Below are 24,994 nucleotides of genomic sequence, written 5' to 3'. Positions count from 1 at the left end.
ACAACCGCTCGAAAACCTCGCAAACTCAGGTCTACACGCTCAACTCCACGAATTGCCGTTTCACCGCTGCGGGGACTGTCTTGTATTTATTTGAAAATCTTAAAGAAATAGCCAGTTCCTACCTGCCTCCAGAGCAGGTCGAGAAGCTCAGGCAAGCCTACGTGGTGGCCCGTGATGCCCACCAGGGACAGATGCGTTCCAGTGGCGAGCCCTATATCACTCACCCCGTCGCCGTAGCCCGAATTCTGGGCGATATGCGCCTCGATCATGAAACCCTGATGGCCGCCGTGCTGCACGACGTCATCGAGGATACCCCTATCACCAAGGCCGATCTGGCCGAACAGTTTGGCGATGCGGTCGCCGAGCTGGTAGCCGGGGTCTCCAAGCTCGACAAGCTGAAGTTTCGCGATCGCAAGGAGGCCCAAGCCGAGAACTTCCGCAAGATGGTGATGGCGATGACCCAGGATATCCGGGTCATTCTGATCAAGCTGGCCGACCGTACCCACAATATGCGCACCCTGGGCTCGCTGCGGCCGGACAAGCGCCGCCGCATCGCCCGGGAAACCCTCGAAATCTTCGCCCCCATCGCCAACCGCCTCGGTATTCACACCATGAAGAACGAGCTGGAAGAGCTGGGCTTCGAGGCGCTCTACCCCATGCGCTCCCGCGTGTTGCGCGAATCGGTGCGCCGCGCCCGTGGCAATCGCCGCGAGATCATCGACTCCATCCAGAGCGAAATCAGCGGTCGCCTGCGTGAGGCTGGGATCGAACATCAGGTCAGTGGCCGCGAGAAGAACCTGTTCTCCATCTACAACAAGATGGAGAAAAAAGAGCTGCAATTTCATGAGGTAATGGATATCTACGCCTTTCGGGTAAAAGTGAAGGACATAGATACCTGTTACCGGGTGCTGGGGCAGATGCACAGCCTCTACAAGCCGCGCCCCGGCCGCTTCAAGGATTACATCGCCATCCCCAAAACCAACGGCTACCAGTCGCTGCACACCTCGCTGGTGGGGCCGCACGGGGTGCCGGTCGAGGTGCAGATCCGCACCGAGTTCATGGATCAGATGGCCGACAAGGGGGTTGCCGCCCACTGGGCCTACAAGCAGGATGGCGACAGCTCGGGCACCACCGCCCAGATCCGCGCCCAGCGCTGGATGCAGAGCCTGCTGGAATTGCAGCAAAGCGCTGGCAGCTCCTTTGAATTTATCGAAGGGGTCAAAACTGACCTCTTCCCCGACGAAATCTACGTCTTTACCCCCGAAGGGCGCATCATGGAGCTGCCTGCTGGCGCCACGCCGGTGGACTTTGCCTATACGGTGCACACCGACATCGGCCACGCCTGCGTCGGTTCGCGGGTCGACCGTCACCCCTACCCACTCAGCAGCCCGCTGCACTCCGGTCAGACGGTGGAGATCATCACAGCGCCGGGCGCCCGTCCCAACGCGGCATGGCTCAACTTCGTGGTGACCACCAAGGCGCGCTCCAAGATCCGCCAGTTCCTCAAGAACCTGCGCACCGAAGAGTCGGTGGTGCTGGGTCGCCGCTTGCTCAACCATGCGCTGGGCGCCAAGAATATCGAAGACATTCCCGAGCCGCGCATCAAGCAGGTGCTGGCCGATACCAAGCACGAGAACCTGCAGGGGCTGCTGGCCGATGTGGGCCTCGGCAACGCCATGAGTGTCATGGTGGCGCGCCGCATGCTGGGGGATGAACTGCCGCCGGAAGAACAGCACAAAACCAGCAGCAAGAAGATGCCGATCAAGGGTGCCGACGGTATGCTGGTCACCTTCGCCAACTGCTGCCGCCCGATCCCGGGGGATGCCATCATCGCTCACATCAGCCCGGGCAAGGGACTGGTGATCCACCAAGAGTCCTGCCGCAACATCAAGGGCTACAGCAAGGAGCCAGACAAGTACCTGCCGGTGCAGTGGGAAGTGGACAAGGAGCAGGAACAGGAGTTCCGCACCGGCATCAGCATCGAGATCATCAATCATCAGGGTGCGCTGGCCGAGCTGGCCAACGTGATTGCCGCTACCGGCGCCAACATTCACGCAATCAGCACCGAAGAGAAGGATGGCCGGGTCTATCAAGTGAGCCTGCTCATCACCACCAAGAGCCGCATCCACTTGGCCAACATCATGCGCAAGATCCGCGTGATGCCCAACGTGCTCAAGGTGAGCCGACAGAAGAACTGAACACAGGCGGCGCAAGCCGCCTGCTGCTTTTTAAGAGACAACCATGACCCCCGAACGCTTCAAGCGCATCACCGATATGCTGGCCCAGCGTCAGCTCGATTTGACCGTCTGTATGGAAGAGGTACACAAACCTCACAATCTGGCCGCCATCGTGCGTACCGCCGATGCCATCGGCATCCACCGGGTACACGCCGTCTGGCCCAAGACCTGGATCCACAAGCGCAAGGGCACCGCCCGCGGCAGCCAGAACTGGGTGGATGTAAAACTGCACCCGGACATCGGCAGCGCGGTAGCCGAGCTGAAAGCCTCCGGCATGCAGATCCTGGCAACCCATCTCTCCGACAGCTCGGTCGATTTTCGCGCTATCGACTACACCAAGCCGACCGCCATTCTGGTGGGACAGGAGAAACACGGCATCGGCGAAGAGGCACTGGCGCTGGCCGATCACCATATCGTCATCCCCATGGTGGGCATGGTGCAGTCCCTCAACGTCTCGGTGGCCGCAGCCGCCATCCTCTACGAAGCGCAGCGCCAACGCGAGCTGGCCGGTTGCTATCAACGCGGCTGCCCGCTCACTCTGGAGGAGCAGAACAGCATCCTGTTCGAAGGGGGTTATCCCATCTATGCCCAGCTCTGCAAGGAGAAGGAGATGCCCTACCCCCAGCTCGGCCCTGCCGGTGAAATTCTGGCAGACGAAGAGTGGTGGCAGCGGATGCAGCTGACCCGCAAAGGCTGGGCCCAGCAGAGCGAGCAGGACGACCTACAGGAGACGTGATGGAGAACCCTTTTGGCAGTTGGCTGGAATCGCAAATCATCCGGGATCACCTGACCAACCCGAACATAGAGGCTGGCGACTACAGCTACTACTCCGGCTACTACCACGGCAAGCCGTTCGAGGATCACTGTGTCCGCTACCTGCTCGGCGATGGCTCGACCCGCGAAACCTGGGAGAGCGGCCTCTGGGGCGAAGTGGATCGGCTGATCATCGGCAAGTTCTGCTCCATCGCCTCGGGCGCCACCTTCATGCTGGCAGGCAATCAGGGCCACCGGCTGGATTGGGTCTCCACCTTCCCGTTCAACCCCGACACCTTTGGCAAAGGGGCCCGTAGTGGCTTTCTGCGCAAAGGAGATACCCGGATCGGCAACGATGTCTGGATCGGCTCGGAAGCGATGATCATGCCCGGCATTACCATAGGTGATGGCGCCGTCATCGCCACCCGCGCCGTGGTGACCAAGGATGTGGCCCCTTACACCATAGTCGGCGGCAACCCGGCCCAACCGATCCGCCGCCGTTTCAGCGATGAGCAGATCGCCATACTGCAAGAGATGCAGTGGTGGGACTGGCCTCTGCCCACTCTGCAAAGCGCCATGTCGCTGCTCTGTTCCGGCGAAATCGCAATGCTTTATCAATACTGGCAAACGGAGTGTGCCTGATGAAATCCCTCTCGATTCCCCTGTTGGCCCTGACCCTGTTTTCTGCCGGAGCCCTTGCCGTGACCAATCCCTATGCGCTGACCAGCGAAGCCGATGTGCCCACCCTCTACCAGCAAACCCTGCCCGACTTCTGGCGCCAGCATGCCATAGAAGGAGAGTTCAAGGGCAAGGATGGCATCGCCATCCGCTATGCCGCGCTGCGGCAGGAGAAGGTTGATCGCGCCATCCTGATCGTCAATGGGCGGGTCGAGAGCTACCTCAAGTATCAGGAGCTGGCGTGGGATCTCTGGCGCCAGGGCTACAGCCTCTACCTTATCGACCATCGAGGTCAGGGGATGTCCGGCCGCATGCTAAGCGACCATGACAAGGGATATGTCGACCAGTTCGACGATTATGTCGTCGATCTCAAGCAGTTTCACGACCAGATAATCATGGCGGACAAGCCCGCCAAGCTGTTTCTGCTGGCTCACTCCATGGGGGGTGCCATCTCAGCCCGCTATCTGGAGCGCTGGCCGGATGATATCCGCGCCGCCGTGCTCTCATCCCCCATGATGGGCATCAATCTGGGCGGCCTGCCCAAATGGCTGGCTAGGGGACTGGCCACCACCATAGGCACGGTCGGCGGCTGGTTTGGCCAACCACCCTATGGGCCGGGTCAGGGCCCCTATCAGGATCATGGCTTTGCCGATAACGAACTGACTCACAGCCAGTCCCGCTATCAGGCTTTCCGCCAGATGTATGAGCAGCACCCGCAGATCAAGCTGGGGGGTGCTACCGCCCACTGGATTTATCAGGGGATCACAGGTGCCGATGCCGCCATCGCCGATGCGGGCGCCATCAAGACGCCGCTGCTGCTACTGCAGGCTGGCAACGACAGCGTGGTGGATAACGCGGCGCAGGATGCGTTTTGCACCAAAGCCAGCTGCGAAGGGGGCAAACCGCTGCGTATCGAGGGGGCCTGGCACGAGCTGTTTATCGAATCCGACGACAAGCGCCAGCCTGCACTGACCGCCATGCTCGATTTCTTCGCCCGCTACTAGGCTGGCTATTTTTTGTAACCCTAAATAAATGGGGTGACCATGCAGGCTGGGGTAAACTGCCCCCGCTTTCAATTGATGCCGAGGTAAAGATGTTCAAGGTAGTTGTATCCGATCTCGATGGAACTCTGCTCAACAAGCAGCACCAGATCTCCTCCCGCACCCGGGAGACCGTCCGCCGTCTGGTTGAGCAGGGCGTGAAATTCGTGGTCGCCACCGGCCGTCACCACGTCGATGTACGCAGCTTCCGCGATGCACTCGGTCTGGATATCTACCTCATCACCTCCAACGGCGCCGTGGTGCATGACAAGCAGGGCAAGCTGGTGTTCAACCAGCCGCTGCCGGCCGACATCGCTGCCGAGCTGATCGCCCTCGAACGTGACCCATCCATCCATCTCAACGTCTATCAGGGCGATGACTGGGTGGTCGAGGAGGAGCTGCCCTGGTTGCTGCAATTCCACGACGAATCCGGCTTCACCTATCGTCTGGTCGATGACCTGAAACAGGAGTCGATGGAGCAGATCAACAAGGTTTTCTACATCGGCGAGCACGAGAAGCTGCTGAAGATCGAGTCGCACCTCAATCAGCTCTATGGCGACCAGCTCAACGTCACCTTCTCCCTGCCGGATTGTCTCGAAGTGATGCACGCTTGCGTCCACAAAGGCAATGCAGTGCGCGCCGTATTGGAGCAACACGGGCTGGAGATGTCCCAGGCCATCGCCTTCGGTGACGGCATGAACGACTTCGAAATGCTGAGCATGGTGGGTCGCGGCATCGTCATGGGTAACGCCCACGACCGCCTTAAAATGGCGCTACCGGAGCATGAGCAAACACTCACCTCCGATGAAGACGGCGTTGCCGTCTATCTGGAGCGCTGTTTCGAACTGGAACCGGTCGCCAGCTAAATAAAAACGGGAACCTGATGGTTCCCGTTTTTATTACTTCCGCCGAAAGCGCTGGTTGCCACCACCATGGCACTGCCAGAGGATCAGGGGAGTGCCATTGGCGCTTCCCCCCTGAGAGACATCCAGACAGAGCTTGCTGCTGCGGCTGATCAGCCGCTCCCGCTCCCAGCGCCACTGCTGGTTGTCGCCACCATGGCAATCCCAGGCAATCACCTTGGCTCCGGCATCGCGGCCACCACCGGCAACATCCAGACACTTGTCGCCAACCCTTATGGCATTGCCATCAAGACGAAAACGCTGGTTATCCCCTCCGTGACAATCCCATAGCTGCAAGCGGTTGCCATTACGTACTCCACCGGCAATATCGAGACATTTGCCATTGGCTGCCACGATTTGCCCACCATGCTCTTCCCGGGCGCGAGCTTCTTTCTTTTCCTGCTTGTGGCCGTAATACGCAGCAGCACCGATGGCGCCAATCACTACAGTGCCCAACAGCAGATCAGAAGAGTCGAGATTCTGGCACCCTCCCAGAGACAGCGAGAGGCACGCCGCAATCACAGGTGACGGGCGTATCATTCAATCCCCCCTACCAGAAAGCTCTGGTTGGCCCCACCGTAACAGTCGGCCAAGCGCAGAGGCGTATTCGGGGAGTGACGTCGGCCAGCGACGTCCAGACAACGGGAGACCTTGCTGTTAAAGAGTTTGTCCTCCTGCCACACCCACTGCGCATGGCCATCGCAGGGAGCCAGCATCAACTCATTGCTGTTTCTGGCCTGCAGGCAGGTCTGCTGCAACTTCAACTCGCCCAGATCCCACTCCAATGGTTGCGCATCTTTATCAGTGCAAACCTGTGTCACCGCCAGCTGGCGGGCAATGCCGACACAAAAACCGTTGTTGGTCAGCAAAAGCGAGGGTGCAGACTCATTCTTCGGATGGGCAACCACGATAGTGCTCAGCATCTCATCCGTCGATGGCGGTTTAAGGGTACACCCGCCCAGTACCATGGCCGCTATAAGTGCGGGGTAGCGGGAGAAAATCGAAATTCTGTTATGCATAAAAACAAGCCTGAAAGAGGTCTGTGACATCCGGTCACCAAGGACTCCAGCTGGCAGGATAACTGAAGAGAGGTCAAGACTGTCCGGATAGAGTGTAAACAGACGTTACAGCAACGCAGAAAAACGAGGATGGAAGCGGCAGAAAGCAAAAAACCTCGCCGAAGCGAGGTTTTTCAGAATGTGGTCGGTGATAAAGGATTCGAACCTTTGACCCTCTGGTCCCAAACCAGATGCGCTACCGGGCTGCGCTAATCACCGAGAATATTTTGTCTTACAAAAAACAAAGACGACCTACCTAGTGGTCATCCTCGTTATACAGCAAGTATGGTGCGAAGAGAGGGACTCGAACCCTCACACCCGGGGGGCACTAACACCTGAAGCTAGCGCGTCTACCAATTCCGCCACCTTCGCGTACCTGACAAGCTGTAAAATGGGGTGGCTGATGGGGCTCGAACCCACGACAACCGGAATCACAATCCGGGACTCTACCAACTGAGCTACAGCCACCACAGCTGTTTTCGTTCCACAACAACGCCCGTTTAACCGGCGCACTTTGGATGGTGCGCCCGACAGGATTCGAACCTGTGACCTCTGCCTCCGGAGGGCAGCGCTCTATCCAGCTGAGCTACGGGCGCTACGCTGTCGAACGGGGCGCAATATTAATGATGGGGGGCATGCTTGTCTACACTTTTTTTATCCCTTTGCACCAAGCGTTGTTTTTTCAAACAAACAGCGCGTTTTTGGCTCATTTTTTCCCCTACAACACACCCGCTTGTCCGCCTGGATGATCGCTTCCGGCGCTATTTTCCGTATTAACCATGTTGCCGCCTTGACTTGATCTCTTCCCCACCTAGAATGAATGAACGTTCATTCACGAGTTCATTCTGATGAGTCACGACAAGAAAGAGATCATCTTCAATGCAGCCCACGAGGTGCTGGGTGAACGGGGTTTTCATGGCCTGTCGATCGCCGAAGTTGCCAAGAAAGCCGGCGTCGCCGCTGGCACCATCTATCGCTACTTCAATGACAAGGATGATCTGATTCGACAGTTGCATCAGCACACGATATTGCAGTGCGTGCCGCTGGTCATAAGAGAAGTGAATTTCAATGAAGTTTCATTTCAACAATTTCGACAATTATGGCTCAATATTCATGCCATTTTTGTGAACGAACCCAACGCTCTGAAATGCAAATTACAGTATGAGAGCTCGCCCCTCGGGGCCGAGCTGGCCACCAATCCTGTTCTGCTGTCGGCATGGGAGCCACTGGACAGATTTTTTGAGCGAGGTGTTGAGCAAGAATTGTTTATTGATTTACCGATACGAGCACTCCAGGTATTGAGCCTGGACAGTGTGGTACACCTGGCCCTGCAGTGCGGGGTTCACAAGATCACGCTGACCGAACAGCAGTTGGAAACTGTTATTCGTGCCAGCTGGAATGCAATTTTATCTCCCAATACTTCCACCTCAGGAGCCTGTTCATGAAAAAGTGGATGGCCATTATGTTGCTGATAGCGATCGCCTTGTTTGGCAGCGTCATCGGCTTCAATTTGTTTAAACAGAAAATGATTGCCAAATACATGGCCAACCGGCCAGAGCCAGATTTCCCGGTAACGGCCATGGTAACCAAGGCGCAGGACTGGATCCCGACCATCGAGGCGATCGGCTTCATCGAGCCGAATCAGGGTGTTACCCTCTCGACCGAGCTGGCCGGCACCATTGATGCCATCACCTTCGAATCAGGCAAGCCGGTCAAGGCTGACCAGCTGCTGCTGAGCCTCGACTCCAGCGTGGAGAAGGCCAATCTGCGCGCCTCCCAGGCCAAGCTACCGGCGGCAAAAGCCAAATTCGACCGTTTCCAGAACCTCTACAAGACCAGCTCCATCTCCAAAGAGCAGCTGGATGAAGCCGAAGCAGCCTATCGCTCGCTGGAAGCGGATATCGAGAGTCTGAAGGCGACCATTGCCCGTCGTGAAGTCCGCGCCCCCTTCAGCGGCGTGGTCGGTCTGCGCAATGTCTTCTTGGGTCAGTACCTGCAACCGGGTACCGATATCGTGCGTCTGGAAGACACCAGCGTGATGCGTCTGCGCTTCACCGTGCCCCAGACCGATATCTCCAAAATCAAACTGGGTCAGACCATCAAAATCAATGTGGATGCTTATCCCCAGACCCAGTTTGATGGCCACATCACCGCCATCGAGCCTGCCGTCAACTACCAGAGCGGCCTGATCCAGGTGCAGGCGGATATCCCGAACAACGATGGCCAGCTCCGCTCCGGCATGTTTGCCCGCGCCAGCATCATCCTGCCAACCGTACAGAACCAGATCGTGGTGCCACAGTCTGCCATCTCCTTCACTCTCTACGGTCAGAACGTCTACGTGCTCAAAGAGAGCGAAGAGACCGACAAAGAGGGCAAGAAGGTGATGGTCAAACGCGCCAAGCAGGTAGTCGTCAAAGCGGGTGAGCGCCGTGGCAATGACGTGCACGTGCTCTCCGGCATCCAGGCTGGCGACGAGATCGTACTGTCAGGCCAGGTTCGTCTGAGCAATGACACCAAGGTGCATGTGGTCGAGAACGATGCTCTGGCCGTTCCGGCACAAACCCCGATGCTGTAAGCGCGGAGATCTGCGATGCGATTTACTGACATATTCATAAAACGACCCGTGCTGGCGATCTCGCTCAGCTTCCTGATCGCCCTGCTGGGCTTTCAGGCAGTCTTCAAGATGCAGGTACGGGAATACCCCGAGGTGACCAACACGGTGATCACGGTCAGCACCAGCTATTACGGTGCCAGTGCCGACCTGATCCAGGGGTTCATCACCCAGCCGCTCGAACAGGCGGTCGCGCAAGCCGACAACATAGACTTCATGACCTCCTCAAGCCAGCTGGGCAGCTCCACCGTCACCGCGTACATGAAGCTCAACACTGACCCGAATGCCGCGCTGTCCGACATCCTGGCCAAGGTCAACTCGGTGCGCTCCCAGTTGCCCAAAGAGGCGGAAGACCCCTCGGTCACCTCCTCCACCGGTTCAACCACAGCGGTGCTCTACCTCGGTTTCACCAGCCCGGAGCTCAACTCCAGCCAGATCACCGACTATCTGGAGCGGGTTATCAAACCGCAGCTCTTTACCGTCGGCGGGGTCTCCAAGGTTGACCTCTACGGTGGTGTGAAGTTTGCGCTGCGGGTATGGCTGGATCCGGCCAAGATGGCGGCGTTCAATCTGACCGCCAGCGACGTGATGACAGTGCTCAACAGCAACAACTATCAGTCGGCCACGGGTCAGGCGACCGGTTACTTCACCCTCTTCAACGGCAATGCCGAAACGCAGGTCGGTGATATCGAAGAGCTGAAGCGTCTGGTGGTAGCAAGCCGTGACAGCAAGGTGATCCGTCTCTCCGACATCGCCAAGGTCACGATGGAGAAGAGCCACGACGTCTACCGTGCCAGCGCCAACGGCCGCGAAGCCGTGGTTATGGCCGTCAACGCCGCACCGACTGCCAACCCCATCAACATCGCCCACGATGTACTGGAGCTGCTGCCGAGTCTGAAGCGCAACATGCCGAGCACCATGCAGGTGAACGTGCTGTATGACTCAACCATCGCCATCAACGAATCGATCAGCGAGGTTATCAAGACCATTCTGGAAGCGGCCGCCATCGTACTGGTGGTGATTACCCTGTTCCTGGGCTCGTTCCGCGCGGTCATCATCCCGATCATCACCATCCCGCTCAGTCTTATCGGCGTGGTGATGATGATGGACATGTTCGGCTTCTCGATAAACCTGATGACTCTGCTGGCGATGGTACTGGCCATCGGTCTGGTGGTGGATGACGCCATCGTGGTGCTGGAGAACGTGGACCGTCACATCAAGGAGGGTGAAGAGCCCTTCCGGGCAGCCATTATCGGTACTCGCGAAATCGCCGTGCCGGTTATCGCCATGACCGTCACGCTGGCGGCGGTATACGCGCCGATCGCCCTGATGGGCGGTATCACAGGTTCACTGTTCAAGGAGTTTGCCCTGACCCTGGCGGGCGCCGTGTTCGTTTCGGGCATCATCGCCCTGACCCTGTCGCCGATGATGTGCTCCAAGATGCTCCGGGCCAACGAAACGCCAAGCAAGTTCGAAAGCACAGTCCACCACCTACTGGAGCGGATGACCGATCGCTATGACCGCATGCTGCACGCCGTGATGCAAAAACGCATCGTGGTAGTGCTCTTTGCCATCATCGTCTTCGCCAGCCTGCCGCTGCTGTTCAAGTTCATTCCGAGCGAACTGGCACCGTCGGAAGATAAAGGGGTAATGGCGGTACTGGGGACAGCCCCCTCCAACGCCAACCTGGACTACATCGAAAACACCATGGCCGATGTGAACAAGATCCTGGATGAGCAGCCGGAAATCGCCTACTCCCAGGTCTTCTCCGGTGTGTTCAACTCCAACCAGGCGTTCGGTATCGCCTCCATGGTGCCCTGGAGCCAACGTGACGCGAGCCAGAAAGAGGTGCTGGATCGAGTCGCCAAGCTGGTGAAAGACATCCCGGGCATGGCCATCACCACCTTCCAGTTCCCTGAACTGCCGGGTGCTTCCAGCGGTCTGCCGATCCAGTTCGTCATCACTACTCCGAACAGCTTCGAAAGCCTGTTCCTGGTGGCTGGCGAGATGCTGAGCGCGGCCGAGAGCAATGGTCAGTTCGTCTACTCGGATCTCGATCTGAACTACGACTCTGCCACCATGAAGATCAAGATCGACAAGGACAAGGCGGGTGCCTACGGCATCACCATGCAGGACATAGGTATCACCATGGGTACCATGATGGCGGACGGTTACGTCAACCGTATCGACCTGGATGGCCGCTCTTATGAAGTGATCCCGCAGGTCGAGCGCAAATATCGCCTCAACCCGGAATCCATGAAGGGGTACTACGTCCGCGCCGCTGACGGCAAGTCGATCCCGCTGGGCAGTCTGATCAGCATTGAAGTGGTCGGTGAGCCGCGCGCCCTGCCCCACTTCAACCAGCTGAACTCCGCTACCATAGGTGCGGTTCCGGCGCCCGGGGTTGCCATGGGTGATGCCATCAACTGGTTCAAGACCACTGCCGACGAGAAGCTGCCGCAAGGCTATCGCTACGACTTCATGGGTGAAGCTCGCCAGTTCGTCACCGAAGGTAATGCGCTCTACGCCACCTTCGCACTGGCACTGGCCATCATCTTCCTGGTGTTGGCCATCCAGTTCGAATCGGTACGCGACCCGCTGGTGATCATGGTATCGGTTCCGCTGGCCATCAGTGGTGCCCTGATCGCGCTCGCATGGGGTCTGGCGACCATGAACATCTACTCTCAGGTAGGCCTCATCACCCTGGTGGGTCTGATTACCAAGCACGGTATTCTGATCTGCGAGGTGGCCAAGGAGGAGCAGCTGTTGCACGGCATGAACCGGATGGAAGCTGTGATGCAGGCCGCCAAGGTACGTCTGCGTCCAATCCTGATGACCACGGCCGCCATGATTGCCGGTCTGATCCCGCTGCTCTATGCAGCAGGTGCAGGTGCCGCCCAGCGGTTCAGTATCGGTATCGTCATCGTGGCCGGTCTGGCCATCGGTACCCTGTTCACCCTGTTCGTACTGCCGGTGATCTACACCTTCCTCGCCTCCGAGCACAAACCGCTGCCGGTCTTTGATGAGACCATTCCGCCCAAGGCAAACAGCGGAAACTAAGCGTTCATCTCAAGCAAAAGGCCCCGTTACGGGGCCTTTTTTATGCTTTGCAGGAAAGACGACATAAGTCCATGAAGCAGTTAAACTAAAAAACATCACATCCAGACCGCAAGGACGCCATGTCAGGACATTTCTTCAAGACCGCCAGGGCCGTCGGCAGTAACGGACTCTCATACCGTCTGCTCTCCTACATTCTGGTCTGCAGTACCGTACTGGCGATGATCATCACTGCACTGCAACTTGCCTGGGATTACCGCAAGGACGTTGCCGTCATCGAAGACAGCATTGGCCAAATCGAGGCCTCTTTTCTGCAGCCTATCGCTGCCAGCTTGTGGAACCTGGATGAAGAGCAGGTGAAGGTGCAGATCGAGGGCATCATGAACCTGCCCAACATGCAGTTCGTGATGGTCAAGGAGATGCTCGGCAACTCCGAAGTCCCGCTGCTGACCCAGGGGGTGGAGCGGGAAAGCTACGATATCTCCCGCGAATTCAACCTCACCTATCAGGGCGAAATTGTCGGCAAGCTGTTCGTAGCCGCCTCGCTGGAGCAGATCTACCAGCGCCTGATCGAGAAATCGGTGCTCATCATGGTCAGCCAGACTATCAAGACGCTGGTAGTCTCGTTTTGCATCCTGATCATCATTTACTATCTGGTGGTTCGTCACATCAACCGCATCGCCAGCTATGCCCAGAAGTTCAATCTGGATCGGCTCGACATGGAGCTTGAGCTGGAAGGGCGCCCCCTGCCCCGCAAAAAGCCTGATGAGCTGGATACCCTGGTCGCAACCCTCAACCAGATGCGCACCCGGCTGCGCGATGAGCTGCTGGCTCGCCATCAGGCCGTCGAGCAGTTGCAACAGGAGCGCGACTTCTCTGCCACTTTGATAAATTCGGCCAATATGGTCATCTGCTGCATGGAGCCGGATCTCACCATCGCCAGTATCAACCCGGCAGCAATTCTGCTTACCGGCTACCACCAGCAGGAGCTGTTGCAGCACAACTGGCTCGATCTCTTTGTCAGCAACACCCAACGTCAGGAGCTGAGCAACATTCTCTCGGCAGAAGGCTCACTCGCCGACAAGGTGGTCATCATGCATGACCAGCAGGCCCATGAACTGGTGCTGCAGTGGACCTTTGTCCCCTTCTACGAAGGGCCCAACCTCAAATACCAGATCGGGTTTGGCTACGACATCACCCAACTGAAGAAGGTCGAGCGGGAGATTATCCAGCTCAACGAGCAGCTGGAAGGCAAGGTTGCCGAGCGGACGCGCAGCCTGAGCGAAGCCAACACCCAGCTAGGCAAGGCTTACGACGATCTGAAGCAGGCTCAACAGACCCTGGTCGAGTCGGAAAAAATGGCGTCCCTCGGTTCACTGGTGGCCGGTGTGGCCCACGAGATCAACACCCCGATCGGTATCAGTGTGACCGCCTCCTCCTATCTGCAGGAGCGGGTTGCCGACTTCAAATCGCACATTGAGTCAAAACAGCTGTCACGCTCCTATCTCAACGAGTTCACAGTCAACCTCGACGAGTCCATGCAGCTGCTGCAAGGCAACCTGCGCCGCGCCTCAGAACTGATTGCCAGCTTCAAGCAGGTGGCTGTCGATCAGTCATCGGAAGCTCGCTACAACTTCAGCCTCGCCGACAACCTCCATCAGGTGGTCGTCTCCCTCGGCCACAAGCTGAAAAAGGCCCAGTGCGAGGTCGATATCCAGTGCGATCCCAAGCTGTCTATCTTTTCCTTCCCCGGCAGCTTTACCCAGATCTATTCAAACCTGATCCTCAACTCCATCAACCATGGTTTCGACAACTGGGACAAACCCAAGAAGATCACCATCAAGGTGGAGCAGCAGGGAGAAGAGCTGCTGATCGACTACAGCGACAACGGTCGCGGCATTCCGCCGGAGATATTGCCGCGCATCTTCGATCCGTTTGTCACCTCCAAGCGGGGTCAGGGCGGTAGCGGCCTCGGTACCCACATCATCTACAACCTGGTGGTGCAACTGCTGCGCGGCCGCATCCACTGTGCCAGCGAACCGGGCAACGGCGCCGAGTTCCATATTCGCCTGCCGATCCAACATAACTGAGCGCTGGCTCTTGTGAGCCAGCCGCTTTATCCCCATCATGCTGTGATTGCATTCTTAATGAGCGGAGAACCTCGCAATGGCACAGCATTTTGACTATATCGCCATCGGCGGCGGCAGCGGCGGTATCGCCTCTGCCAACCGGGCTGCCATGTACGGTAAGAAAGTTGCCCTGATTGAAGCTAAAGAGTTGGGTGGAACCTGCGTCAACGTAGGCTGCGTCCCGAAGAAAGCCATGTGGTATGCCGGCCAGATTGCCGATGCTCTGAAATATGGCGCCGATTACGGCTTCGACACCACTCTCAACCACTTCGACTGGGCCAAGCTGGTCGAGTCCCGCCAGGCCTACATCGGCCGTATCCACACCTCCTATCAGAATGTGCTGGGCAAGAACCAGATCACCGTCATCAAGGGATTCGCCCGCTTCGTCAATAGCAACACGATCGAGGTCAATGGCGAGCAATACACCGCAGATCACATCCTGATCGCTACCGGTGGCCGTCCGGAAATTCCGGCCATCCCGGGTGCCGAGCTGGGTATCGACTCCGACGGTTTCTTTGACCTGCAAAGCCAGCCCAAACGGGTTGCCGTAGTGGGTGCCGGCTATATCGCCGTCGAGATCGCCGGGGTGATGCAGGCGCTGGGCTCAGAAACCCATCTGGTGGTGCGCAAGCACGCGCCGCTTCGCAACTTCGACCCCATGATCCACGAGACACTGGTCGAAATCATGGCGCAGGAAGGGCCCAAGCTGCACACCCACGCCATTCCCAAAGCCGTGCTCAAGAACGCTGACAACAGCCTGACCCTGCAGCTGGAAGATGGTCGCCACCTCACCGTTGACTGCCTGATCTGGGCCATCGGTCGCGTACCGGCTACCGACAACCTGAATCTGGCCTCCACCGGTATCGAGCTGGACGAGAAGGGCTTCATCCCGACCGACAAGTTCCAGAATACTGCCATCGCCAACATCTATGCAGTAGGTGACAACACTGGTCGCATCCAGCTCACGCCGGTAGCCGTCGCAGCGGGTCGTCGCCTCTCCGAGCGGCTGTTCAACAACAAGCCGAACGAGCACCTCAACTACGATCTGGTGCCGACCGTGGTCTTCAGCCACCCGCCCATCGGCACCATTGGCCTGACCGAGCCGGAAGCCATCGCCGAATACGGTGAGGGTCAGGTGAAGGTCTACCGTAGCCAGTTCACCGCCATGTACTCGGCGCTGACCCAGCATCGCCAACCTACCCGGATGAAACTGGTCTGCGTCGGCCCCGAAGAGAAGGTGGTTGGTCTGCATGGCATCGGCTTTGCCATGGACGAGATCCTGCAAGGCTTTGGCGTCGCCATGAAGATGGGTGCCACCAAGGCGGACTTCGACAACTGCGTCGCCATTCATCCGACCAGCGCGGAAGAGTTTGTAACAATGCGATAAGCATATTGGAAGCTGGCCTGTCACTATCAGGTCATCTTCATCCACCAGCGTTCAAACCCGGCTCAGGCCGGGTTTTTTGATCCCGCCTCGCCACCAGAACTCTCGCAAAAGCGTCGTTCTTTACGCCGATTTTACGCCTGTCAAATGGGGCTTTATGGCGCCTTTACGCCGGTTCTTCTTACCATTTAAGCGTCAATTACACCAATGGAGTCGATATGAATTGGCTATATCTGCTGCTGGTCCTCGCCTTGATGGTCTATCTGCTGCGCGCACTCACGCGCAGTCACGAGTGAGGAATCCGCTATGTGGCAAGAAATGATCTACCCCGTCGCATTTGTGCTGCTGGTACTGCTGCCAGCACCTCTGCTTGGCAATTATCTCTACCGGGTATTTGAAGGCCAGTGCCGCTGGCTGGCCCCCGTGGAGCGTGCCACCCTGTTCTGCTGCGGCACGGACGGACGGGAACAGGACTGGAAGTCCTATACCCTCAGCCTGCTGGCCTTCAATGGCGCTGGCTTCGGCCTGCTGTTCCTGATCCTGATGGCGCAGGGTCTGCTACCCCTCAACCCGCAGCAGTTGCCGGGCCTGAATTGGCAGCTCGCCTTCAACACTGCGGTCAGCTTTATGACCAACACCAACTGGCAAGCCTATTCTGGTGAGGCCAGCCTCTCCTACTTCAGCCAGATGGTAGGACTGACCACCCAGAACTTCGTCTCTGCAGCCACAGGTGCTGCCGTAGCGGTTGCGATGTTCCGCGGTATCGCCCGCCAGCAGACAACCCACCTTGGCAACTTCTGGCTGGATCTGGTGCGTTTCTGCCTCTACGTGCTGCTGCCGATGTCGCTGATCCTGGCGCTGCTGCTGGTATGGCAAGGGGTTCCGCAGAGCCTGTCAGCCTATCTGCCGTTCCACACTCTGGAAGGCCAGGAACAGCTGCTGCCGCTCGGCCCGGCCGCTTCGCAAATTGCCATCAAGCAGCTCGGCTCCAACGGTGGTGGCTTCTTTGGCATCAACTCCGCCCACCCGTTCGAGAACCCGACCGCCCTCTCCAACTGGCTGGAGATGGTCGCCCTGCTGACCCTGGCCGCCGCCATGGTCTTTACCCTGGGTCGCTATGTGAAAGACATGGCCCACAGCCGCGCTATCGTCATTGCCATGACCATCATGCTGGCACTGGGACTCTTCGTTTCCATCACTCAGGAGATGAAACTGGATCCGGCCCTGACTCATCTTGCCAGCGAAGCGGGCAACTGGGAGGGCAAAGAGAGCCGCTTCGGCCCTGTGCTCTCCAGTATCTGGGAAGTGGCGACTACCGCCGCCTCCAACGGCTCGGTCAACGCCATGCACGACAGCTTCGCCCCGCTCTCCGGCATGGTCGCCATGATCAACATGCTACTGGGTGAAGTAGTGTTCGGCGGCGTAGGGGCCGGCATCTACGGCATGATGCTGTTCGTGCTGCTCACCGTCTTCCTGTGCGGTCTGATGGTGGGTCGTACCCCGACCTATCTGGGCAAGCGCCTCGGTATCACCGAGATGAAATGGGTCGTCGCCAGCATGCTGGTGATGCCGGTGGGGGTTTTGGTGATCGGCGGTGTCACTCTGCTGATGCCGGATGCGGCCACGATCATAGGTCACGATGGCCCGCACGGTCTGTCACGGCTCATCTATGCATACGCCTCGGCTGCCGGCAACAACGGCTCCGCTTTCGCCGGCTTTGCTGCCGGTGACAACTGGCAGTGCATTGCCATCGGTCTGGCCATGCTGCTCGGTCGCTTCGGCTACATCATCCCCATCATGGCCATTGCCGGCCAGCTCGCCCGCGCTCCGCGCCAGGAGATAAGCGAGGGGGATTTCCCGATCCGCGGCCTGCTCTTCATTACCCTGCTGATCATCACCGTATTGCTGATTGGCGGCCTCTCCTTCCTGCCGGTGCTGGCACTGGGCCCCGTGGCAGAACATCTGATGCTGGGAGCTTTCTAAATGAGCAAGTCCACTTCAATGAGTTCCGACACCATGCTGGTGAAGGGCAAAAAACAGCAATCGCAGATCCTGCAGGCCATGGTTGAAGCCATCTACCGCTTCAATCCCAAGGCGCTGTTTGGCAGCCCCATTCTGTTCACCCTCTGGCTGGCAGCAGTCATGGCGACTGTGGAGTCACTGCTGGGGCAGCCGTTCTCCGGCGTCGCCCCCTCGCTGGCCTGGCAGCTGACAGCCTGGCTCTGGCTCACCCTCTGGTTTGCCAACTTCGCCGAGACGCTGGCCGAAGGACGTGGCAAAGCGCGGGCCGACAGCCTCAAGGCAGGCATGAGCCAGCTCAAGGCCCGTCGGGTGGCCGATGCCAAAGATGGACAGGGCGAGTGGGTACCTGCCACCAGCCTGATGAAGGGTGATCTGGTGTTGGTACGCAGCGGCGAGATGATCCCGGCCGACGGCGAGGTGATCGCAGGTATCGCCTCGGTCAACGAGGCCGCCATCACCGGCGAATCCGCCCCCGTCATTCGCGAGTCGGGCACCGACCGCAGCGGCGTAACCGGCAACACGACGGTCGTCTCCGACGAGATCTGGGTGCGTGTCAGCAACAATCCGGGCGAAAGCACACTGGATCGCATGATTGCACTGGTGGAAGGGGCCAAGCGCCAGAAAACTCCCAACGAGATGGCGCTGGATGCCCTGCTGGTTGGGCTGACCCTGATCTTCCTGCTGGTGGTCGCCACCCTGCCCTGGTTCCTCGACTACAACGGCACTCAGGTACCGCGCCTCTACCTGATCGCTCTCTTTATCACCCTGATCCCGACCACCATCGGTGGCCTGCTCTCCGCCATCGGCATTGCCGGCATGGATCGACTGGTGAAACTGAACGTCATCGCCAAATCGGGCCGGGCCGTCGAAGCGGCTGGTGACGTGCGCACCCTGCTGCTGGACAAGACCGGTACCATCACCTTCGGCAACAGGATGGCTGACGAACTGATCCCGGCTCCCGGCGTTGACCCTGCCCTGCTGGCACAAGCGGCCATGCTGGCCTCTCTGGGTGACAACACTCCCGAGGGTAAATCTATCCTGACTCTGGCGGGCAAGAGCCACACCAAACCGAGCCAGCTGGATGATGACAAGGTGATCCCCTTCAGCGCCGAAACCCGTCTGAGCGGGCTGGATCGCAACGGTCACCAATATCGCAAGGGGGCTGTCGATGCGGTACTGAACTACCTCTCCCTCGATCGCAAAGCGGTACCGGAGCTGGTGCTCAAGTCAGTCGACAACATCGCCCGCCAGGGTGGTACTCCGCTGCTGGTCTGTACCCATGAACAGTTGCTGGGGGTGGTCTACCTCAAGGACATCATCAAGCCCGGCATCAAGGCCCGCTTCCAGATCCTGCGCCATATGGGGATCCGTACCGTGATGATCACCGGTGACAACCCGAAAACGGCCGCAGCCATTGCTGCCGAAGCCGGAGTGGATGACTTCATCGCCGAAGCGACGCCGGAGAAGAAGCTTGCCTATATCCGCCAGGAGCAGGCCGATGGCCGTCTGGTCGCCATGTGTGGTGACGGTGCCAACGATGCGCCTGCGCTGGCACAGGCTGATGTGGGTCTGGCCATGAACGAGGGTACCCAGGCCGCCAAGGAGGCGGGCAATCTGGTGGATCTCGACTCCAACCCCACCAAGCTGCTGGACGTAGTGCTGGTCGGCAAACAGCTGCTGGTGACCCGTGGCGCCCTGACCACCTTCTCCATCGCCAACGACGTGGCCAAGTACTTTGCCATCCTACCGGCCCTGTTCATCGCCGCCTACCCGCAACTGGGTGTGCTGAACCTGATGCAGCTGGGCAGCCCGCAGAGCGCCATCCTGTCTGCCATCATCTTCAACGCCCTGATCATCGTAGCGCTGGTGCCGCTGGCCCTGCGCGGTGTCGACCTGAAGGGGTCGGCCGCCAGCCTGCTGCGCCGCAACCTGCTGATCTACGGCGTCGGCGGCCTGCTGGTGCCTTTCATTGGAATCAAGCTGATCGACCTGGTCATCACCGGCCTGGGTCTGGTGTAACGGCATAACCGGGATGCGGGTCAGCCCGCATCCCCACAACGAATTCGGAGCATATCCATCATGATCGCAATCAGAACCCTGCTGACCCTGACCCTGCTGCTGGGCGTGGGCTATCCGCTGGCCGTCACCGGACTGGCCCAGTTGATCTTCCCCTGGCAAGCCAACGGCAGCCAGCTGACCGACAGCAAGCAACAACTCATCGGGAGCGCCCTGCTGGGGCAGAAATTCGAGCGAGCTGACTATTTCCACCCCCGCCCCTCTGCCAGTGATTTCAACACCATTGGCGGTAGTGCCAGCAATCTGGGGATGAGCTCACCGCTGCGGGCAGAGTTCGCCGAACAGGCCGCCAAGGCACAGCCTGAAACCAGCTCTCCCGCCATGCTGACCCGTTCCGCCTCTGGCCTTGACCCCCATCTGCCACTCGATGCGGTGCTGGCGCAGGTGGATCGCGTCGCCAGAGAACGTGGACTGGATCCCGCCCAACTGACGGAGCAGGTCAAGTCGGCCACACAAGCTGGTATCCTTGGCCCGCAGGTGGTCAACATTCTCCAGCTGAACCTGCAACTGGATCATCAAAAGGGCGCCTGAGGGCGCTCCTTGCCGATCTGGCGTTGACCTCCATTTTCGACGCGGGCAGTTGGCTCGATAGGGATAAGCATGCGTGATGAGGTAAGGGCTGACGCCCTGCTGGCAAGTCTGGAACAGGAGCACAAGGGCAAGCTGAAGGTTTTTCTCGGGGCCGCCCCCGGTGTGGGCAAGACCTACGCCATGTTGCAGGCGGTACGGGAACAAGCCAAGGAGGGGGTCGACATCCTGATCGGCGTGGTGGAGACCCACGGCCGGCAGGAGACGCTGGCCCTGCTCGACAAACTCGCCATCCAGCCGCGCAAGATCCACATGCACCGTCAGCAGCGGCTGGAGGAAATGGACCTCGACGGCCTGCTCGCGCGCAAACCGGCCATCGCCGTGGTGGATGAACTGGCCCACAGCAACGCCCCCGGCAGCCGCCACGAGAAGCGCTGGCAGGATGTGGAGGAGCTGCTCAACGCCGGTATCGACGTCTACAGCACCCTCAACGTCCAGCATCTTGAGAGCCTCAACGATCTGGTGTGGCAGCTGACCGGTGTCAGGGTCAAAGAGACCCTGCCCGATCAGGTTCTGCTCGATGCAGACAGCATTATCCTTATCGACCTCCCCCCCAAGGAGCTGCTCGGCCGCCTGCGCGAGGGGAAGGTTTATGTCCCCCATCAGGCCAAAGCCGCCCTGCAATCCTTCTTCTCTCTCAACAACCTCACCGCATTGCGGGAGCTGGCGATGCAGACCGCTGCCAGCCATGTGGAGGGCGATCTGCAACTGCAATGGCAGGCGGCGGGCAAGACCACATTGCCGCTGCGGGGCAAGCTGATGGTCTGCCTCGGCAACCAGCACGGGGCTGCGCTGGTGCGCTATGGCCACCGCTTTGCCCAGCGTCGTCAGCTGCCCTGGCTGGTGGTTCACGTGGACAGCAATGGCCACAGCTCGGCCGACGTGGAGCAGGCGCTGGCACTCGCCTCCCAGCTGGGAGCCAAGGTGCTGACCCTCTCCAGTCCGGCGGTCGCCAACACCCTGCTGGAGACCGCCGAGCAGCAGCAGGTCTCCCAGCTGCTGCTCGGCAAACCCCACAAGGCGCCGTGGCGTCGCTCGCTGGTACAGCACCTGCTCAAGCAGGCACAGGGGCTGGAGATCACCCTGGTCGATACCGAGAAGCAGAAACACAGAGTGGGGATGCGCTCCCCGACTCCAAAGGATATTCACCACAGCCTGCTGGCGGTTGCCATCATGGGGATCACCTCGGCCATTGCATGGGGGCTATCCTACTGGCTGCCCCCCGCAGCGTTGCCGCTCATCTTCGTTCTGGGGGTGCTGGCGACTGCCCTTACCACCAGTCTGGTGCCCGCCACGCTGGCAGCAGTGCTGGGCTTTATCGCCCACAATCTGCTCTTCACCGCCCCCTACTTCTCCCTGAGCGTCGCCAACCACAGCGACCTGCTCACCCTGTTCGTACTGCTTATCGTCGGCATGACGGCGGGGCGCCTCGCCTCCCGCCAGCGCCAGCAGCTGATCGGCCTGCGCGAGACCCAGCAGCTGGGCAATGCCCTGCTCTCCCTCAGTCAGGGGCTGGCGACCGCCAACAGCCCGGAGGAGGTACTGAGACAAGGGGCCCAAGCGATCTCGCTGGCACTGGGCCAGCCGACCGTAGTCATCGACAAGGACTTTCACGATCGCCTCGGCAACGAGAAGCACAGGCCCGGCCAGACCGACAAGGCGGCCATCGACTGGTGTCTGGCCCAGAAGCAGAGTGCCGGAGCCCACACCGCGACCCTCAATGCCGCCGAGGCACAGTATCACCACCTCAGCGATGATCTGGTGATCGGCATAACGCTGGCCAATCCGCTCTCCTCCTCTGCCGAGCATCAGCTGCAGGCATTGCTCACCGACATTCGCGCCGCACTGGCGCGGATCGACCTCAACGAGCGGCTGGCCGACAGCCAGCTGCAGGCGGAGACCGACCGGATGCGCGCAGCCCTGCTCTCCTCGGTCTCCCACGATTTGAAGACGCCGCTGGCCACCATCATGGGCGCCGGCAGCACTTTGCTGGAATATGGTGACCGGATCCCGCCGGATGATCGCAACGAACTGCTCCACTCGGTGCAGGACGAGGCGCGCCGCCTGCACAGCTATGTGCAGAACCTGCTGGATATGACCCGCATCGGCTCCCCCGACTTCCAGTTGAAGCGGGACTGGGTCGACCTGACCGATCTGGTGGAGAGCGCCCGCAAGCGGCTCGACTCCTCCTGGCGCCAACACAAGCTGCTGGTACACATCGATCAGCATGTGCCCCAGCTCTATGTGCATGGCGCCCTGATCGAACAGGTGCTGGTCAACATCCTCGACAACGCCTCCCGCTACTCGCCGGCAGGCACCCCCATCGAGTTCAAGGTGATGGTGGCCGAACCCGATCTCATCATCGACATCATCGATATCGGGGTCGGTATCGCCGAGTCGGATCGGGAGAAGATCTTCAACCTCTTCTACACCCAGCCGGTGGGCGATTGCGGTAGCCGTGGCACCGGGCTTGGCCTCGCCATTTCCCGCGCTATGATAGAGGCCCACGGCGGCAAGATTTGGGCATTCTCTGGCCCGAACGGCAACGGCACCTGCATGCGCATCTCCCTGCCGCTCGCTCTCAATTCACCGGAGGTTTGATGGCGCACATTCTGGTCATAGATGATGAAGCGGCGATCCGCCGCTTTCTGCGGATCAGCCTGATTGCCGAAGGGCATCAGGTAAGCGAAGCGGTCAGCGTCACCGAGGGGCTGGAGCAATACCGCCACCTCAACCCCGACCTGGTGATCCTCGATCTCGGCCTGCCGGACGGCGATGGTATTCAGGTATTGCAGGCCATTCGCGAACACCACCCCAATCCGGTGCTGGTGTTGTCGGCCCGCGATTCCGAGCAGGAGAAGGTGCGCTTGCTGGATGCCGGAGCCAACGACTACATGAGCAAGCCGTTCGGCATCGGCGAGATGATGGCCCGCATTCGCGTGCTCTTGCGCCAGCGGGCCGGGGTCAGCAGCGGCGAGCGGCGCCACTTCCCCCAATGCGGCCTGACGCTCGATATCAGCAGCCACAAGGTGACCATGAAGGAAGAGGAGATCCCCCTCTCCCGCAAGGAGTTCGCCCTGTTGCAGGCGCTGGTGTGCCACCCGGGCAAGCTGGTAATGCAAACCCAACTGCTCAACGATATCTGGGGGCCAAGCCACAAGGAGGACACCCACTACCTGCGCATCGTCATCGCCAGCCTGCGCAAAAAGCTGGGGGATAACCCCCAGCAACCGACGCTTATCGAGACCGAATCCGGTATTGGCTACCGCTTTATCGGTAACTGACGTTTCACGTGGAACGACGCCCGCAGCAAAGCAGTGCCAGCAGACCGCAGCCACTGAGCAACAGGCCGAGATCCTGCAATCCGGCCGCCACCGCCAATCCCAGACTGAGCAGCAGGTAGTAGCCAAGCCCGAACAGGGCGCCAGCACTGCCTGCCACCTCGCGATAGGCCAACAGAGCCTGACTCAGCACGTTGGGGATCGCCAGTCCGAAGGCCACCACGATTCCCATCATGGGCAGCAGGAACCAGAGGCTGGCCTGAGTCGTCCAGACCAGCAGCCCGGCAACCAGTGCCAAAACGCAAGCCAGTCTGATCAGAGATGACGGCAGCCACCCCCTCCCCAGCAGATGCTTGTTAAGCAGGCTGCCAAGCAGGGTCGCCAGTGCCAGCAAGATCCCCGAGTAACCAAACTCGCCGGTGCTCAATCCCAATTCGGCAAACAGGAACGGGGCCAAACTGTAGTAGCCAAACAGCATGGTGTTGAACAGGGCGACCAGCATGGCACTGCGCCAGAGCCCGCCATCCTTCATCATCCGGCACGCCAGCGGCCAGAGTGCGACTTGCCGGGTGGTGGCCGGACGGGTTTCCGGCAGTTGCCAGCAGGCAACCAGCAGCAAGAGAGCCGCAAGCACCAGCAGACCGCAGAATACCCCGAGATAACCGAACCCGCTCGCCAGCTGACCGCCACTGAGCAGCCCCAGCACCGGACTGAGTGAGAGCGCAATGCCCATCACCGAGAAGACCCGCGCCAGATCGCAGCCCTGATAACTATCGCGCAGCATGGTCTGGGTCACCACGGAGCCCACGGCGGCGCCAAAGGCCGAGATGACCCGGGCCAGCAGCAGGGTTTCAAACTGATTGGACAGCAGTGCCAGCAAGGTGCCGACGCCATAGGTGAGCAACCCGGCCAGCATGGCGGGACGGCGCCCGATCAGATCGCAGAGCCGTCCCCAGCAGACCACCCCCACAGCAAACGCCAGAAAATAGACCGACAGGGTCTGGGATGCCTGCCCCTCGCTCACCCGAAATTGGATGGCGATGTGGGTCAGTACCGGGCTGTAGATGGTCTCCACAATTTGGGGAAACATCATTAATCCCACCACCAGCCAGAGCGGTGGCAACTTGTTGTTCATGACACACCTCCTTCACAAGAGGTCGCCATTCTAGAGAGATGCC

18 protein-coding genes and 4 tRNA genes are annotated in these 24,994 nt (G+C 59.5%); 15 read left to right on the top strand and 7 right to left on the bottom strand.

Annotated elements, in window-relative coordinates:
• Nucleotides 1–80 precede the first annotated feature (80 nt).
• The 5 genes from spoT to LG31_RS0115150 all read left to right on the top strand — a co-directional run bounded on the left by spoT (nt 81) and on the right by LG31_RS0115150 (nt 5,574).
• Nucleotides 81–2,198 carry a bifunctional GTP diphosphokinase/guanosine-3',5'-bis pyrophosphate 3'-pyrophosphohydrolase gene (gene spoT, locus LG31_RS0115170; RefSeq protein WP_033115280.1) on the top strand — a complete coding sequence of 706 codons (2,118 nt, stop codon included), beginning with the start codon at nt 81–83 and terminating at the stop codon, nt 2,196–2,198.
• A 43-nt stretch (nt 2,199–2,241) separates the two neighbouring features.
• A complete protein-coding gene (trmH, locus tag LG31_RS0115165; protein WP_033115279.1) occupies nt 2,242–2,973 on the top strand; it encodes a tRNA (guanosine(18)-2'-O)-methyltransferase TrmH in 732 nt (243 codons plus the stop codon).
• Complete coding sequence (locus LG31_RS0115160) at nt 2,973–3,632, top strand: CatB-related O-acetyltransferase (protein WP_033115278.1); 660 nt, start codon at nt 2,973–2,975, stop codon at nt 3,630–3,632. The genes trmH and LG31_RS0115160 overlap by 1 nt, the downstream gene beginning before the upstream one ends.
• A complete protein-coding gene (locus tag LG31_RS0115155; RefSeq protein ID WP_033115277.1) occupies nt 3,632–4,672 on the top strand; it encodes an alpha/beta fold hydrolase in 1,041 nt (346 codons plus the stop codon). The genes LG31_RS0115160 and LG31_RS0115155 overlap by 1 nt, the downstream gene beginning before the upstream one ends.
• Before the next feature lie 89 nt (nt 4,673–4,761).
• On the top strand, nt 4,762–5,574 hold the full coding sequence (locus tag LG31_RS0115150; protein WP_033115276.1) for a Cof-type HAD-IIB family hydrolase: 813 nt from the start codon (nt 4,762–4,764) through the stop codon (nt 5,572–5,574).
• Between the two features lie 33 nt (nt 5,575–5,607).
• Here the strand turns inward: LG31_RS0115150 and LG31_RS0115145 are convergent, their stop codons facing one another.
• The 6 genes from LG31_RS0115145 to LG31_RS0115120 form a co-directional block, all read right to left on the bottom strand.
• The gene (locus LG31_RS0115145; protein ID WP_238567528.1) at nt 5,608–6,150 is read right to left on the bottom strand and encodes an RICIN domain-containing protein; all 543 of its coding nucleotides are present in this window, start codon (nt 6,148–6,150) and stop codon (nt 5,608–5,610) included.
• Nucleotides 6,147–6,629: a ricin-type beta-trefoil lectin domain protein gene (locus tag LG31_RS0115140; protein WP_033115304.1), complete on the bottom strand. Its 483-nt coding sequence runs from the start codon at nt 6,627–6,629 to the stop codon at nt 6,147–6,149. The genes LG31_RS0115145 and LG31_RS0115140 overlap by 4 nt, the downstream gene beginning before the upstream one ends.
• Before the next feature lie 181 nt (nt 6,630–6,810).
• Nucleotides 6,811–6,887, bottom strand: a tRNA-Pro gene (locus LG31_RS0115135).
• A gap of 67 nt (nt 6,888–6,954) precedes the next feature.
• Nucleotides 6,955–7,040 (bottom strand) — tRNA-Leu (locus LG31_RS0115130).
• Nucleotides 7,041–7,060: 20 nt separating this feature from the next.
• A tRNA-His gene (locus tag LG31_RS0115125) sits at nt 7,061–7,136 on the bottom strand.
• A gap of 51 nt (nt 7,137–7,187) precedes the next feature.
• A tRNA-Arg gene (locus LG31_RS0115120) sits at nt 7,188–7,264 on the bottom strand.
• A gap of 252 nt (nt 7,265–7,516) precedes the next feature.
• On the opposite strand from LG31_RS0115120, the gene LG31_RS0115115 reads away from it, so the two are divergent.
• The 10 genes from LG31_RS0115115 to LG31_RS0115070 all read left to right on the top strand — a co-directional run bounded on the left by LG31_RS0115115 (nt 7,517) and on the right by LG31_RS0115070 (nt 23,819).
• A complete protein-coding gene (locus LG31_RS0115115; RefSeq protein WP_033115274.1) occupies nt 7,517–8,113 on the top strand; it encodes a TetR/AcrR family transcriptional regulator in 597 nt (198 codons plus the stop codon).
• Entirely contained in the window at nt 8,110–9,243 is a 1,134-nt protein-coding gene (locus LG31_RS0115110) for an efflux RND transporter periplasmic adaptor subunit (protein ID WP_033115273.1), read from the top strand. The genes LG31_RS0115115 and LG31_RS0115110 overlap by 4 nt, the downstream gene beginning before the upstream one ends.
• A 15-nt stretch (nt 9,244–9,258) precedes the next feature.
• Entirely contained in the window at nt 9,259–12,339 is a 3,081-nt protein-coding gene (locus LG31_RS0115105; protein ID WP_033115272.1) for a multidrug efflux RND transporter permease subunit, read from the top strand.
• A gap of 119 nt (nt 12,340–12,458) precedes the next feature.
• Entirely contained in the window at nt 12,459–14,426 is a 1,968-nt protein-coding gene (locus LG31_RS0115100) for a PAS domain-containing sensor histidine kinase (RefSeq protein ID WP_033115271.1), read from the top strand.
• 76 nt (nt 14,427–14,502) lie between these two features.
• Complete coding sequence (gorA, locus tag LG31_RS0115095) at nt 14,503–15,852, top strand: glutathione-disulfide reductase (protein WP_033115270.1); 1,350 nt, start codon at nt 14,503–14,505, stop codon at nt 15,850–15,852.
• A gap of 303 nt (nt 15,853–16,155) precedes the next feature.
• Nucleotides 16,156–17,832, top strand: coding sequence for a potassium-transporting ATPase subunit KdpA (kdpA, locus tag LG31_RS0115090; RefSeq protein WP_033115269.1), 1,677 nt, complete (start codon nt 16,156–16,158; stop codon nt 17,830–17,832).
• Nucleotides 17,833–19,890 (top strand): potassium-transporting ATPase subunit KdpB, encoded by a 2,058-nt coding sequence (gene kdpB, locus LG31_RS0115085; protein WP_033115268.1) that lies wholly within the window; start codon nt 17,833–17,835, stop codon nt 19,888–19,890.
• A 60-nt stretch (nt 19,891–19,950) separates the two neighbouring features.
• Complete coding sequence (locus LG31_RS0115080) at nt 19,951–20,478, top strand: potassium-transporting ATPase subunit C (RefSeq protein ID WP_033115267.1); 528 nt, start codon at nt 19,951–19,953, stop codon at nt 20,476–20,478.
• A 69-nt stretch (nt 20,479–20,547) separates the two neighbouring features.
• Nucleotides 20,548–23,136 carry a sensor histidine kinase gene (locus tag LG31_RS0115075; protein WP_033115266.1) on the top strand — a complete coding sequence of 863 codons (2,589 nt, stop codon included), beginning with the start codon at nt 20,548–20,550 and terminating at the stop codon, nt 23,134–23,136.
• Nucleotides 23,136–23,819, top strand: a complete 684-nt coding sequence (locus LG31_RS0115070) for a response regulator (RefSeq protein ID WP_033115265.1) — start codon at nt 23,136–23,138, stop codon at nt 23,817–23,819. The genes LG31_RS0115075 and LG31_RS0115070 overlap by 1 nt, the downstream gene beginning before the upstream one ends.
• Before the next feature lie 4 nt (nt 23,820–23,823).
• Here the strand turns inward: LG31_RS0115070 and LG31_RS0115065 are convergent, their stop codons facing one another.
• Entirely contained in the window at nt 23,824–24,951 is a 1,128-nt protein-coding gene (locus LG31_RS0115065; protein WP_033115264.1) for a multidrug effflux MFS transporter, read from the bottom strand.
• Nucleotides 24,952–24,994 lie beyond the last annotated feature (43 nt).

The sequence above is a fragment of the Aeromonas lacus genome (genome assembly GCF_000764665.1).
In the GTDB taxonomy this organism is placed as follows: Bacteria; Pseudomonadota; Gammaproteobacteria; order Enterobacterales; family Aeromonadaceae; genus Aeromonas; species Aeromonas lacus.
Note: the sequence above shows the minus strand (reverse complement) of the source record. Positions and strands in the feature narration are given on the sequence as shown.